General features: G+C 44.5%; 16 protein-coding genes. All 16 read right to left on the bottom strand.

Annotated elements, in window-relative coordinates:
• Nucleotides 1–40: 40 nt before the first annotated feature.
• The 16 genes from AC0YNS_RS26255 to AC0YNS_RS26180 all read right to left on the bottom strand — a co-directional run bounded on the left by AC0YNS_RS26255 (nt 41) and on the right by AC0YNS_RS26180 (nt 14,213).
• Complete coding sequence (locus AC0YNS_RS26255) at nt 41–337, bottom strand: hypothetical protein (protein WP_475783893.1); 297 nt, start codon at nt 335–337, stop codon at nt 41–43.
• Nucleotides 325–903, bottom strand: coding sequence for a hypothetical protein (locus AC0YNS_RS26250; protein WP_475783892.1), 579 nt, complete (start codon nt 901–903; stop codon nt 325–327). Before AC0YNS_RS26250 ends, AC0YNS_RS26255 begins: the two co-directional genes overlap by 13 nt.
• Nucleotides 890–1,537 carry a hypothetical protein gene (locus AC0YNS_RS26245; protein ID WP_475783891.1) on the bottom strand — a complete coding sequence of 216 codons (648 nt, stop codon included), beginning with the start codon at nt 1,535–1,537 and terminating at the stop codon, nt 890–892. Before AC0YNS_RS26245 ends, AC0YNS_RS26250 begins: the two co-directional genes overlap by 14 nt.
• Nucleotides 1,534–1,989: an AbrB/MazE/SpoVT family DNA-binding domain-containing protein gene (locus AC0YNS_RS26240; RefSeq protein ID WP_475783890.1), complete on the bottom strand. Its 456-nt coding sequence runs from the start codon at nt 1,987–1,989 to the stop codon at nt 1,534–1,536. The genes AC0YNS_RS26245 and AC0YNS_RS26240 overlap by 4 nt, the downstream gene beginning before the upstream one ends.
• Before the next feature lie 518 nt (nt 1,990–2,507).
• The gene (locus AC0YNS_RS26235) at nt 2,508–3,278 is read right to left on the bottom strand and encodes a hypothetical protein (RefSeq protein WP_475783889.1); all 771 of its coding nucleotides are present in this window, start codon (nt 3,276–3,278) and stop codon (nt 2,508–2,510) included.
• Nucleotides 3,279–3,742: 464 nt separating this feature from the next.
• Entirely contained in the window at nt 3,743–4,237 is a 495-nt protein-coding gene (locus AC0YNS_RS26230) for a hypothetical protein (protein ID WP_475783888.1), read from the bottom strand.
• A gap of 3 nt (nt 4,238–4,240) precedes the next feature.
• Nucleotides 4,241–5,638, bottom strand: coding sequence for a M23 family metallopeptidase (locus AC0YNS_RS26225; RefSeq protein ID WP_475783887.1), 1,398 nt, complete (start codon nt 5,636–5,638; stop codon nt 4,241–4,243).
• A 163-nt stretch (nt 5,639–5,801) separates the two neighbouring features.
• Entirely contained in the window at nt 5,802–8,006 is a 2,205-nt protein-coding gene (locus AC0YNS_RS26220; RefSeq protein WP_475783886.1) for a hypothetical protein, read from the bottom strand.
• A gap of 2 nt (nt 8,007–8,008) precedes the next feature.
• Nucleotides 8,009–10,015 (bottom strand): VirB4 family type IV secretion system protein, encoded by a 2,007-nt coding sequence (locus tag AC0YNS_RS26215; protein ID WP_475783885.1) that lies wholly within the window; start codon nt 10,013–10,015, stop codon nt 8,009–8,011.
• Nucleotides 9,945–10,874 (bottom strand): hypothetical protein, encoded by a 930-nt coding sequence (locus AC0YNS_RS26210; protein ID WP_475783884.1) that lies wholly within the window; start codon nt 10,872–10,874, stop codon nt 9,945–9,947. The genes AC0YNS_RS26215 and AC0YNS_RS26210 overlap by 71 nt, the downstream gene beginning before the upstream one ends.
• 19 nt (nt 10,875–10,893) lie before the next feature.
• Entirely contained in the window at nt 10,894–11,199 is a 306-nt protein-coding gene (locus AC0YNS_RS26205; RefSeq protein ID WP_475783883.1) for a PrgI family mobile element protein, read from the bottom strand.
• A 75-nt stretch (nt 11,200–11,274) separates the two neighbouring features.
• Nucleotides 11,275–11,631, bottom strand: coding sequence for a TrbC/VirB2 family protein (locus tag AC0YNS_RS26200; protein ID WP_475783882.1), 357 nt, complete (start codon nt 11,629–11,631; stop codon nt 11,275–11,277).
• A 214-nt stretch (nt 11,632–11,845) separates the two neighbouring features.
• On the bottom strand, nt 11,846–12,199 hold the full coding sequence (locus AC0YNS_RS26195; RefSeq protein ID WP_475783881.1) for a hypothetical protein: 354 nt from the start codon (nt 12,197–12,199) through the stop codon (nt 11,846–11,848).
• A gap of 168 nt (nt 12,200–12,367) precedes the next feature.
• Nucleotides 12,368–12,754, bottom strand: a complete 387-nt coding sequence (locus tag AC0YNS_RS26190) for a hypothetical protein (RefSeq protein WP_475783880.1) — start codon at nt 12,752–12,754, stop codon at nt 12,368–12,370.
• A 207-nt stretch (nt 12,755–12,961) separates the two neighbouring features.
• Complete coding sequence (locus AC0YNS_RS26185) at nt 12,962–13,888, bottom strand: hypothetical protein (protein ID WP_475783879.1); 927 nt, start codon at nt 13,886–13,888, stop codon at nt 12,962–12,964.
• 112 nt (nt 13,889–14,000) lie between these two features.
• Complete coding sequence (locus AC0YNS_RS26180; RefSeq protein WP_475783878.1) at nt 14,001–14,213, bottom strand: hypothetical protein; 213 nt, start codon at nt 14,211–14,213, stop codon at nt 14,001–14,003.
• Nucleotides 14,214–14,410: the final 197 nt, after the last annotated feature.

The raw sequence follows: 14,410 nt of genomic DNA, 5'->3' as shown, positions 1-14,410 counted from the left end.
TAGTCTAATTTCTCATTACAGTCCACTCAAGCACACGCCATTAGTTGAATTTATTCAATCCAAGCCTAACTAACAACTCTCTCGGAAAATGGGAACTTCTCTCAAATCCGCTTCCGAGATCCACAGAATCATAAGCATATCCACGTACACAAATGACATCGATCGCACCAGCTATCTTAAGACCATCGACAAGGTTGTAGGTAAGTTTCAGGTTTTCAAACCATTCTTCCCGCTCAACCGCCGCTTCATGAAGATGTTTATACGCCTCCAGCAAGCCGTTGATCATAGCCGATCGAGCTGCGTTAATCGCAAACTCTCTCTCCATCACCAGTCCCACCTTTCTCTCTCCCTGCCTCGGCTTCTGACCGATTCACGAATCCGCTCTTCCTCCATGAAATCATTAATATACTCAGGATATCCTTCGGCGCCCTCTTCTTCAGGAAGAACCACTAGGCGGACGTCTTCACGATCTGCGACCCGCTTCGCCAAATGGACTCCAAGACGATGAATGAGCTCCCTTTGCCCCTGATAGGTGTATATAGCTGGCACCTCACCAAAAACCGGGTCTACGCGCAGCGAGAGGCCATCGTAGGCGGGTATCGCCCGTTCAAGGCCACGATTCGTTTTGACGACCAATGGAAGCCCCTTCGCATCGTGAGGAATTCGGGAAAGCGACGGTTTGAATACCGCTGGTATCTCCTCATCCAGGCCATAAAAATTGTAACTGCTTGGCAGCGCGTGGATGTAGCGAAGAAATAAACCTTCTATCTGGCACGAAATTGCGCTTTCTGTATCGAAAACCTCTTTATTCTCGCCGGTTATCCCACATTCGCCTCTCAACGAATCGAAGCGGGCACACAATGAGCAAGAGGGTATCAACGGTCGTTTACTAGGATCGCCCATTCGCTTGATCCTCCTTTCGATTTAGATACTTCCGCTTTACGTGACCCGGTATATGGGTCTCACATTGAACGTTATTCCATTGGTACATCTTCAAGAGTTTTTCATCAACGTATTTATCACAACCTGGATACATGCACTTACGCCTCGTATCAATGTCGGCGTTACTCTGGTCAGCTACTGGAGATCCTGAGCGCTCAGGCACCCCAGTCCCGGGGTTGTTGGCCCACTTCCTCCCCAGGTCTATCCAACCCATTTCGAAGCAGTCACAAGCATCAACAAACGCCAAGCTGGCGGCAGCCTTACATCGTTCGTTGAAGTATTTAATGCGCTTTGTCTTTTCATCGCGCTCGAATTCAACAAACCCCTGTCCTTCATAGCTCGCATCGACAATATGCAAAACGCCACGCATCTCAAGCAGCTTTTCATTTTCGTGAATTATTGGGTGTTCCGTTGTTAGTCTCCATGATGCATGATTACCAGCTGCCATATTAACCCGATGCCGATAGGCTTGGACCGGAATGTGAGCACTTGCTTGGCTTTGATTCTTAAACTCCACTGTTCCCGGAGGAAAAGGTAAAATGAGCTTTTCGTATATATCCTGAAATAACTGGCGGCGATCTTCCAGATTACTCATCGTTGATCACGTATCCTTTTCCTCTCATGAAAGAGATCAAATTCTTCATCGGTAAGCAGCCCCAAGGAATGAAATAACAATACCGCTTCTGGATTCATAATCGGAACTTCCTGATCTAAGGAATCCCGCAAATATTGGAGCTGATTCTCACTGATGACCATTGATTTGAAATTTCGTTCTCTCCCCTGCTGCTGCTGATCAAATAACCAATCACGATCAACCTCGCTGCGAGACTTGTCACGGAAAACCTCGAAGTACTGCCCATTAGCCATGGAGTAAAAAACACGCAGCCCCTTTTCCATAAGAGTTGTTACTGCATCTTTCTCTATGATCACTTGGCCACTATCATTGATCAAATATTTAATGATTGATCCTTCTTGAAGACCCAACCGCTTTCGGATCTCCATAGGAACTGTCGTCTGTCCTTTACTCGTTATCTTTGAATAGAACACAAAAACCCTCTCCTTACTTTGCCTTACCTTTCTTCAAAGTGTAAGGCAAAGTAAGGAGAGGTGTCAATAGATTCCATTTCCGTGGCTGATCGAATAGCCATTTTTGAAGCCACTCTTTCTGTTCTCGGGACAAACACTCTAGAGACCAACCTGATAGGTTTGGAATGAGATCCAATGTCCTGCCCTGTTATCGCAATAGGACGGTGTGACTTTACGCCCCATACCATTCCCCCCACATGTATCTCACTTTTTATAAATCAAATGAAACTCATCGATTACAATCAGTTTTTTAGGTCCTCTACCTTGCGCCTTCCGTCTCTTCAAGCGACGAGCCTTTCGATCGCACATCTCGAATTTACTTTTCTTCATAACAACCACTCCCAATGTTCAGTCGTATTCATTTTTTAACTTCCGTTAAATACTTTGTTTAAATCGGTATATCTTTCCATGATTCAATTGTTTCACAATCGAAAATTGTTTCACAATCGAAGACCGGCTTCGCTACGTACACCACCTAATCACTCAGATACTTGACCCCTATACCGTGCTGACCAATTCGAAAAATACGGACCAGCTTCTTGGTTATAGGCAATGGCCGATACACCACTACGTTGTTCGATTTCAGTGATTAGTGAAGCTAATTTCCCGTTATACAACCATGACTTTGGAATCGACACGACCGCCGCTTTACGAGTAAAACTAGCATGCGCGTAATTTAACATCATCGTAAACCGATCTTCATAAACATCGGTAGCAGTTTCATTAAATTCCGGAAGTCTCGATGTGATTTTGTCAAAAATATCTTGTTTATCACTCATCGACCGATGGGATGAATTATACCTAGTAAGATCTTTCGTCAAATCAAAGGACAAACGCGTAATGGATGTCCAGCGGAAGAAAGGTACTGCTTTCTCATCTAAATTATTTAATTGATTAATCGCAATCCCCTGCTCATCTGTCCATATCCAATGGATCTGCTCCCCAGATTTCGCATTCGAAGCAAGCTTCCGATACCGGAGCCAGGTTCGGATAAAGATAATCATACCGCCCGCAAGACCACTAACAATGGCTGTGTCTTTGATCCAGTGAATACCAGCGCCTTTCTCTGCTTGTCCGGATAACAATAAAGCTAGCAGGCCATATACGGCGAACATGAGAATTGGTAATGCAATGACAATGAGACAACCATACAAAGCTTTACTCTGATAGCCGCGGTCCGCACCGCTGATCATGGTATGATAGCGAGTAAATTCCCACTCAGCTGCTGTGCATATAAATACTTTCTTCAAGTGGGTACTCTCCTTCTGCCTTACAATTTATTAAAAAACATCGTCCAATATTAACTGGTTTTACGCAGGATGATTTGAGTCGCTGAACAGCAGCATCAACAACTGTTCTATTATTCAAACTTGGTATTAGTCAATGCTAAAGCTAGAAAAACAATAACTCCCACAAATACAAATAATGCTAATAAAACCATCCAAAACATTATCCTTGAAAGGATTGTTCTACTCTTTACGTAGCCACAAATCGAAGTTATGATGCTCGATACAGACAATAAAAGAATAATATAAGTAAACAGTTCATCGTAATCTGTAACGTCGGCTAAGAATAAATAGATCAAAACGGATATAGCTAGCGCTGCCAAAGAGAACAATGCAATCCAAGAGCAATAATGCGAATTTTTCATGTTCAACCCCTGCCCGACTATCGTACTAATACTCTTTCTTTCAGGCATCCCATGAGATGGCGATTACAGGAATTGGAGGATATTCGGAATGATATACAGCATAAACAGAATCATCGGAGATAAGAGCACCATTCCGACTCCTCTTCTCCTAGACATAGGGTTATTAGCCCCAAGACCACGGACAATAAGGCCAAGTATCATGATTGTTACTGTAATTGGCACGCCGACTATCATTAGCACTTCAAAAAAGCCAGACAACCAAGAATTTGTTTTATCATACACATCATCCAACTGAGTATCCGCAGGAGCGTGCTCTCCCCCCGTATAGAAATAATAGAGTAATGGCATGTATGCAAAAATAAAAATAAAGAGTCCAAAAACAATGCTCATCATAAAGCCAACGCGCTTGATTATTGGATTTTTACCTGCAACAAGAAAGAGCAAGAGACCGATTAACGCCATTAGCGCCATGAGGCTGATCCCGGACTCCTGCATGAAACCTACAATACTTTGTAAGAGGTTATCGACATTTGCGCTAACTTTATCTAATTCCTCCATGATCTACCCACCTCCCGCTTTTATTGCTCCCAAAAATATCATGGGATCAAAGACCTTCACAGCTTTGGTCAAATATGCCATAGGATCCTTTTGATTCGGAATAGTAATCTCAAAGTGGAGATGTGGGCCGGTCACTCGCCCCGTAGTACCTTGTTTGCCAATCTGTTGGCCTGCCTCTACTCGATCACCTGCTTTGACTGTAAAAGCACTTAAGTGAGCATATCGAGTCTGCAAACCATCATCATGAGCAAGAACGACTAGATTTCCATAAGTACCTTTTGAGCTTGCCCAAATCACGAGTCCATCTCGAGCAGCTAGAATCGGTACATTGGGCCATGCACGACCTCCGAGATCTACCCCGTAATGCATCCTACCCCAACGTGGACCAAATGTGCTGTTGATCCCACGGTATTCAATGGCTATTGGCCATACCCAACCGTCTACATCCACTCCATCAAACGTATAATCCGCGTTTGTGTATGCATCTGTCCCTGAACCATCATCGAACTCACCAGAATATAACTCGATAGGGAAGTCCGGATCCGCTGCTTTTAAATATTCAAAGAACTCATCAAAATCTCCATCCTTAACTCCATTTAACAGAAGGAACTCCTTGAACTTGCTAGCATCGAATCCAGTCTCCGGTATACCACGGTCGTCAACCATCGTTTTCTCCCAGCGATGATAGGTCGTTGTAGTGCACTTTCCACTCGTTGAGCTACCAGAGCGCTCCCATTTATCATTGGGTTCAAATGTTCCGTCAGGATAGTACCTCTTTGCGGACGGTATCTCGGTAGTTCCAAATTGTAGATCCACTCGTGATATTATTTGCTTTGCTGGCATTTTACTAGATGATGTGGACTCCGTGGTAGGATCGTATACTTTATTTGTGATGGGATTCCCGTTTGCATCCTTTAATTCTTTTCCATTCTGATCCTTCACCGGGACATCTCGGTAACAACTAGTCACACGCTTCGTATACTGCATGTCATCGGTTATTGTCTGATAGGTGAAAGTAGGATTAAGACTTTCAAAAATGACATCCTGATCTGGAAGTTCAACCCGAGAATCAGAGTGAGAAATCTGGTATCGCACTAACGAGGCTGGAATTGCCCAACTTGGCATAACGATGTTCTTGAGCGTGCTTTTCCATGTATCGCTAGCCTCTTCTAAATCAATGGGTTCTACACTTTTTTCTGCTAGATCTCTAAATCGCTGTTCATACTGTAGATCGGCTGCTGCCTCTTCAGAGGTTCTTTCTCCTCCCTTTAGAGCCCAATCCGAAAATGGAATAGACATTATAATTGCTGAAAAGATCAGAAGAGCCAGGAGGATGACTATGCCTTGGATTCCTACCGTACCCAAAACAGCTTTAACAGCAGCTGCGATAAACTTCTTCACTAGATTAACAACTAACTTCTTAATGGCTTTAGCTACTTTTCCAGAGGCTTTTCGGGCAAGTTTCCCACCTGCTTTTTTCCCAAAGTGACCCGCTTGCCCGGCCGCCTCCTGCCCTAATTCATGAGCAGAAATTGTTTTCGCCTCCTCGGCGTTATGATAAGGATTAAATTGGTACTTTAACGCGGGAGTTTTCTGCTGGCTTCATGCGATGATCCTTTGCGATTTGCCCCAATTTGGCAGTGTATGCTTCCCTCTTGCGGAATTCCTCAACCGACGGAGTACCAATAGCCTTGTCCAATACCCTGCCGGCTGCGCTGCCGGTTGTTAATCCAGGCGCACTGTGCTTGAAATACGAATCAACATTAACCGAAGAAGCATCTAACCCACCAAAGCTATACCGCTGTCCCTTGCTATCAATCGAATATGCATCACCAATACGAATAAACGATTCCGTCGAACCCTTGAACCCAGCCGTCATAGTGGTCATCCCTTGGCCAGCTTCGCTTGCATATGGATTAGGCGTTGACATCGAGTAAGAGCCATTAGCCATCCGTGTAACAGTCGCACCTCTCGATGGGGTCTTGAATGGAACGTAAACTGGATCGTTTAATCCGGTGACACCTCCACCAAGCGTAGATATGAGCGATTCTTTTCCGCCACGATTCATGTAGAAACCAGAGTTCTTCGAATCAGCCTTCCAGAAGATATCCGCATCGGGAAACTTCTCGGCATAATCTTGAGCAGTCATACCACCAAATTGCTCTGTCTGAATTCTACGACGTGTGGCCATAGATAGTGCATTCCCTGCTGCGCGACCGACAGATCCGCCTCTTTGCCCACCAACCATTGAACCAAGTGACTGACCAAGATTGCCAAATGCATGACGACGTTGTGCAAGGTTGGTGGACCAATCACCGCTTTTAGCCAAACTAATCACACCATCACTGCCAAAAACCGCTTTTCCTGCGTCTAAACCACCTGATACGAAGTTGTTACCTGCAGTAACCAATCCACCGCCGACCTTCGAACCAACCATACCACCGACTACAGCACCGCCCGGGCCGGCCACCATGCCGGCAAGCGCACCGACAGTACCTCCAACGACAGCCGCGGTATTTTTAGAGAAATTCATCGCTTTGGCTGCAATTGTAGATCTTCTTCCGGCGGACTCCATAACGGTTCCTGTGGTCCCCGTGATTTTATTGTCATCTCCGGACCCTGCGAAACTCTCTGCACTACCAGCAGTTGCTCCTGCTCCGCTGCCGCGACGTAAACCGCCCGCCATTTGCATAGCCCCTCGGCCGAGTACCATCGCCCCTCCGATTCCGGACATACCGGCCATAGTGAGGGCACCACCAAGTTTTGAAGTACTATCCCCTAGCTGCAGCCAGCGGCTAACAATGCCAGAAGCAGGAATAAACATAATCAACATACCGAGCTTGAAAAACGTTCCCGCTCCCAGTGCCGACAACGATGCAAACGTATAAATGATCATGCCATGAATACATGGAAGGAAGACATTACCCAGCAATTCTTTTATCCACGTACCGAAGAAGTGCCGAGTGCGTGCAAACATGAGCGAGTAAGCTGCAAATGGTGCCAACAGCACTAAGAAGATGATGATGATCTTTCGTGAGATATAGATGAAATTGAGCATTACCGTCAATACCCATTCACCCAAGAAAATAATGATATCTCCAAGTCCGAAAAAACCACTATTTGTACTGGCTGCCGCGATTACGGAAACACTATTGCTCTTTAACCCATTTAATACCATCGTGTCTGCAATCGTGCCCGTTATCGCATCACTCATAGCAATCACTGATTTGAATAGAAACCAAAACGAAGCCATGAATAGTGCGGAAAAAATCCACATCTGGAGGTCTTGCCAAAAATCCGCCCTTGCCTGAGGGCTGTGGGCTTTTACCCCAAGTTTAAGGCTGGAGAGCATCATTGAAAGAGCCACAAAAGTTACGTATGCGGAGGCAAATGCACCTATCAGCGGATATATAATCTGGTCCAATTCCTTTTGATAGAAGAGCCCATACTGCAACTCCCCGCCATCGGTAACACCCCAATACTTGTACGGGTTCCCGAATATGAGATCAGGAATCGGGGATATTCCCGAAAGTTTGAATAATCCGTTGATGATCTTCATTACTGCTCGTTCGAAAAAGTTCGCCTCATCCATGGATTTCTCCATCTGAGCCTGAAAAGAAGAATCCTGAAACGTTGTTGTAGTTGCACCGCTACCAATCGTATCTGCGGCGAACGCCACTGCGCTAAATATGAACATCATCAAGAGACATAATAGGAAGGAGAGCGCGAAGCGTCTTCTCCACTTCGAACCGATTTGTTTCGTGGTCATGCTCAAGACGCAACACCATCTTTACGCTCGGCTCGAACACGTCCAACTTGAATATTCTGGTTGGTATTGAGATAAACCCATTCTTCCGGTGTCGGTTCACTTTGGAAGTGAACGATCTGCTTATTGGCTTTCATCAACACCTCACCGGTTGAGAAAGTCCGAATCATTTCACCTACGCCCCCTGAAAGACGGAAAGTACGAAGGATCGGATCAATGTCTTGGTCCGCCTGACGAAGGAAACAAATCGTGTCGAATTGAGAAACGACATCTCGTGCGGTTTCGTCCCGGTCGAACATCTCATAACGCTGTGAAACAAGGGTGAGAGATGTATTCCACTTCCGGCCGCGTAACGAAAGCACTTTGAGCCATTCCATCATTGCCTTATATGGGATCTGCTGCCATGCCTCGTCGATGAGTACCCGCTTCTTCGCTTTCGGATTTGACGTGATAAAGCGTCCCCAAACCCAAGTTGTTATCACGTGCATAGCAAGTGGACGCTCAATACCGTTTTGAGATAGACGGCTTATATCGAAAGTGATGACAGGAGCCTCGTCCAAAGATACATTATTTCCTTCAGAGACAATATGGGTCAGTCCATCAAACATCCCGAAAGCCCGGCCGGCAGTAAAGAGCTCAACAATCATCGTGAGTTCTTTCAGCTCTGCGTATCCTTTGTCCAAATACCCCTTGAGTGCATGATGGATTTCAGTAATCGTTGGCATTTCAAGGTACTTCTTCTCGTATGTAATCCTTCCAAAATCATCAATCGACTGAACCTGCTGGTAGATCGAATCCGGATCCTCGGTTATTCCGCGGCTTTTATAAGCATCTAAGAGGATATCGTTGAGGACACCCAACTCCACAGCACCTAGCATCGCTCCAGGGCCGTTGACCGATTGCTTCATGATTTTAAAGAACTCAATGGCTTCCTTGACCTTCTCGTTGATATTCACCTTATCGACAACGTACTCTTCAGGAGTGCCTTTATTAAAGACTTCTTTCTCAGAATAAATATCTAGCGGGTTAATCCGGCTTGCAAACTCCGCATTCGAAGGATAAATTGGGACGACAACTCCGCCGAGAGCTTTAGTTAATTCTACATACTCCGGCTCAACATCGATAATTACGTTTTTAGAAATACCGTCGGCAAATCCGCGAGCAATAAACTGCTTAACAAGCACCGACTTACCTGAACCGGATGCGCCGAAAATGCCCACAGAATAATTGTTCAAGCTCGGGTCAAAGTTGTTATAGTAGACGAAATCTCTGCCCGAACGCCCTATCGGGAACCCCCCTTGATGGTTCAGTTTGGACGAAGAGTGTGGGAATATTGCCGTCAAGCTGCGTTGGTCCAGATTGCGGTCGGACTTCGCTAAATAGTTTTTACCGAGAGGTAAACATGACATAAAACCATCTCTTTGCCGACCAAAGGCGTTAAGAATCTCGATGGATTCGCCGCCCACGATATTCTCAATCTCAACGCATTTCGCATTCAACTCATCCAAGCCGTCGGCATATACCGTCGCCTGAATCGAAACGTAAAACAATCCATTCATGTTATTTTTGATTTCGCGCTGAATGATCTTGGTATCTTCAGACTTTTGGAAGGCATCATCGTATTTAGCTTGATCGAGTCGTTTTTGAGAAGAGTACATGACTACCGCAAATTCATCGATTTTATCCTGCAACTTCTTGATCGCCGCGTTTCGATCGAGCGGGTCAATATGAACTGAAACGTCAACATCATCCCCTGAGAATAGATTCTCCAGCCATCCAATACGCACGGTCCGCGGATACCCGGATGGTTTTACAAAAAAGGATCGGGCGTACTTGAGATTGCCAAGTCCGGTCTGTATAACGAAATGATCCCTGTGAAATGTCAGGCCATCGTTCAGCATGTTATCGACAAGGGTTGGATACTCGAACTCTCGTTCCTCTTTATTTCCCTGCTGCAACAGATCGGTCTTCTCGTTCTCTTTCTTCCTCTTTTTCAAGAATGTCTTCAACAACCGAACGCACCTCCTCAACATCATTCACCAGATCTTCATAGCCCGGTACTGTAGTGAAGTCCCATGTGACGTAGGAAGATAATTTTTCATCCTCGACAACACGATCAATTGGATGTGCCAACATACGATCACGGTTCAGAGCACGCTTCACGACTTCCATTGCTTTCAAACTATCCAGTAGTCTTGCTTCGATTTCACACTGACGCAGCATGCTAATAATCGTCCAAGCACGCTGCTGCAAGTTTGATCGGATCATCTCGTCACGTTTTTCTGGTGATAAGGCTCCCATCTTACTCGGTTGAGGGATAAAAGGAATAACGTAGTACACTTTGCGTGTAACCCGGAACTCCACTTCGGACCTATTCTTAATGTGCTTGATTACACGTTGGTTATAGTCTCGTACATGTTCATTGGTTTTCGCTAAATTCGCCTTAAAACGTAACTCCTCTTTTCGCAAATCCTGGGTAACTGCCTGACCTAGGATTTGTATTGGGAACTTAATCACCTTAAACAACGAATTATATCCCATGATAATACCTTGTCGAGCGCCATCACTTAACAGGTCATAATTGACGGAATCCGCTTCTACAACCACGCAGAATTCGTTGTGTTTCTTTCGGAAGATTCCATACTCAATTTTTTCAATTCCAACGAGATCCTTGAGGGACTCCATTCCCTTCTCCTTGGAATTCTTATTTGTCTGTTTCCCGTCGCTATTGAGTTGCCCGGTTTCCTGAAGATGTTGCTTCCGTTGCCACCCAAAAATCGGCTCATTCCGATCCCGTCGTTGCTTTGCAAAAAAGATAAATATACTGAATAGCACCATGAAGCCAAACAAAACGAACATAAATATGTCCAATGTTTATACGCCGCCTTTCTTAAAAGTACAACTTTTGGGACTTTTTAAACCGGATCTGCGTAAGCAGGAACTCATTAAAGTACTGTTCATACTTCTCGATCTTAAGGAAGGCACAAGCTACTGCAAATAAGTCCAGTAACAGGCAAATCACCGCGCGAAAAATAAACCCGGAGAAGCCATTAACAAAAGGAATAAATCCCCACATCAAATAAACGAACGTAAACACCGCAGCCGGCGCAACAAAGAAGAACTGTCGCATCGAGAAGATCGCAAGAATCGACTTTTCCTCTTGTGTAATATCAATCGGAACAAGAATTTCGTTCATCGCTGTATATAACCTCCCTTACTAAAAAGAAGGGTGGCAGCCCACCCTTCTCATTGGTAATTACCTTACTTGCAATTAGGCCGCTCCCGCCAAGCTCTTGAAGATACCAGGGAAAGCATATGCCATGAAAAAGATGAAAGCCGCACCTCCGCAAACGAAGAAAGCCTTCCAAAGTACAGCGGACTTTTGGGGGTTCAAAGAGCCAAAAGCAAGAAAGAGACCGATAGACATGAAAGCCAATGCGAAAACCGTAGCCCCTCCACCACCAACTATCTTCAAAATGGTGTTCCCAGCGTTATCAAGTTGCGTGTTTCCTGTAGAGCCCCCATACATCGATTTGTCTGGTGCAGCAAATGCAGATTGAGCGCTAAGCACCATGAGAGGCATGGCGGCCCCTAACGATGCGAATAGTTTCTTTTTACTTTGTTTCATTTTTTCGACATCCTCCTAGAAATGTATGTAGTTCGATCGATCTCTTACTGAACGAAAAAAAAGCACCGCTGGTATTAGGCCAAAAGAGGGCCTAATCCAACGGTGCTTCCGTGGACCTCGTTCAATATAGATGATAGCTTTATTATCAGAAATAACTCCGATAATGTCAAGAATTATCAATTCTTGCCGCTGAATTTCTATTAATTTAATGAGATTAAAAGCCCATTTTTACATGCTCTTTCACGCTGAGCGTGAAATATATAATTTTACCTTTTTTCGTTATTGAATGGATGGCAACATCACTAATATTAATTGCAGGATGACGAGATAACCCGGTATGGAGCAGGTCTAAGAAATAATCTAGCTGCGAGGGATCCATTCCTTCAACAAGCTTCTTTTCCATTCCGCCAACAAGGACTTCAACATCATCGTTATATCTCATGGAGAGATGGCCATTACGAGTTTTGAACTCCAGAACGCATTCAGACTGCTTCGACAAGATTTTCTCGAAATATGTACTTCTGACCAACGTTTCTATCTCTTGAAACAATACCTCATTTTGTGACATTCGTGCCACTCTCCTTAGTCGATATTACGTTAACTCCCTTGATGAAGACCGGAAGCAGCGAATTTAATTGTAAGTTTTCGATTACATGGCTAGATTGAACCAAACGATCCCACCATCTCTTCTATTTTTTCTTCATAATTTAAGTAGTCAGTATGTAGATAGCGGAACTCAGCGAAAAGCGAAATGTTCTTGGTTGCGAATATTTAATTTCAAATATGCTAGTGAACCATCATCATCTGCTTCATAATCGACTATGATATCCGCATAGAGAACAGTCGGCCTCTTCTTCAACGCATCTTCGAGGTTTTTCAGCATTTCTACCATTCCGCTGCGTGATAGTCCCCCTGGCAAATCATCATACTCATTTACCAGCTCAACGTATTCAGGTCTGAAGAAAGTCCTAATTGACCCGTCTTTCGCAAAGAAGGTTAATTGGCCTTGCTTGTTTCGTCCTAAGTAATTAGACCCAACTTCAAGTATATTAAGTTTCATTTGAGAGATAAGTTGTGTATTTGAAGCCGGCACAGGTACATTTGGCTTATAACCTTGGTACATATGACACTCCTTCGCTACGTTCATTCAACTTTCGACAAATTGAATTCTACCAAAAATTTCAACTTTATGAAACATGAAATTTTCATATAATAACAATTTCCACCCCCTTATAATGATAATCAGGACTATAATCCCGCACTCCTTACAAGAAACATAGGTTCTAAAGACCTATATTTCTTGTAAGGAAAACGGGGTTCCCCGTAATCCTTATATAACTTGCTGAACTTTTGCAGCCTCTTGAGCTAGTTGAATTCTGGATGTTAAGAAATTTTGTTCCGAGACAAATTGCCCGGACACAAATACCGTCTCCCCTTTAAAAGACCTGGCGTTTTTGGAAACAGGAATTTTACTTCCCCTAAATTCCAGATATACAATGCCACACTCCTCCACTACAGTACCTAGCATCACATCTTCAGCAAATCTTGGTCCTAACGCTGGAGTGGTTGTCACTCTATCTGCTAGATCCCCATACAGCCGGCGGATGTGCCTGTAGTCAGCACTTGGAATATGGTATGGCGCCTGATCCGGAACATTAATGGAATCCATAGCGCCAGGAAATAGTATGACATTCCCTTTGGGTTTATTAATCGTGCTGGATAAAGCATTGGGGAGTCTTATGGCTTCCTCCAGATCCTCCATCATGAGCGCAATCTCATCATACCCATCATGTTCCGCCATTTCGGAAGCGGGAGCTTCAAATCCAGCAAGCTCATAGTCATGCACAGGCATGATATCGCCTGTTGCATAAGTTGTACCGGTCGTATTAATTACTTTGTCCGGATATGTTTCCTCCGAAGCCTCTAATTCTGCGGCTAATACCCAATACGGAATAACCATATCGACATCAAGTGCTTCAGAAGATTCCGCGGGATTATCCGAAGAATCTACTTGTGGTACATCTTCAACTACAGTCGAACCTAAAGCGGCAAATAACTCAGAGATCGAACCTTCCATATCCGAAGGAATATCGGAAACTGAATAGCCGGTCTGCACTTCTACGGCGACAGATTCATATGAATCCAATACTTCCACTTCATCGAATCTATCAGACACTGGAAGAGATACATTGAACTGTGCAGCAGGAACGGTAATGACCATTTCTGCCTCTACCTGTAATAACTCTTGGTAAGTCATGTGCTTCGGAAAACTCGATTCACTCCTTGGAGTGAAAGCATAGTTTACCAGCCCTATAACCATCCCTACGACTAAGACGCCTAAGATCCAATAAGCTATGCTCGCCATACGATTACACCATCAGAATGACGATAATGCCTACCACGCCGAACATGACGGACGCAATACCTGCAGCGAGCATCGTATCCTGCAGCGCCCACTTCACCTTCTGTGTAGAAGCATGACGCTTTGCTGCCATCCTTAATTCGGAGCTCGAACGAAACGGATTTTTATTCAGCTCCATACTCAAAAAGTCGGATTCCAATTCCGACAAGCCATTCCTCAAAGAAACATACTCCCCTAGAAAAAACCGAATTTTGCTCATAATATCCTCTCTCTCCATTCGTGAACGTAATAATCTATATAAAAAACGCCCAGTAGAAAAGAGGATTCTGTCCGAAGACTTACTCTCTTCCCTACTGGGCGTTTTGGAAAAATGGGCATAAAAAAACCACTATTATGCTGAGGATTAATCCTACATGC

It is taken from the genome of Paenibacillus sp. J22FR21 (genome assembly GCF_056269135.1).
The sequence above is the reverse complement of the archived record's forward strand: the minus strand, read 5'-3'. Positions and strand labels throughout refer to the sequence as shown.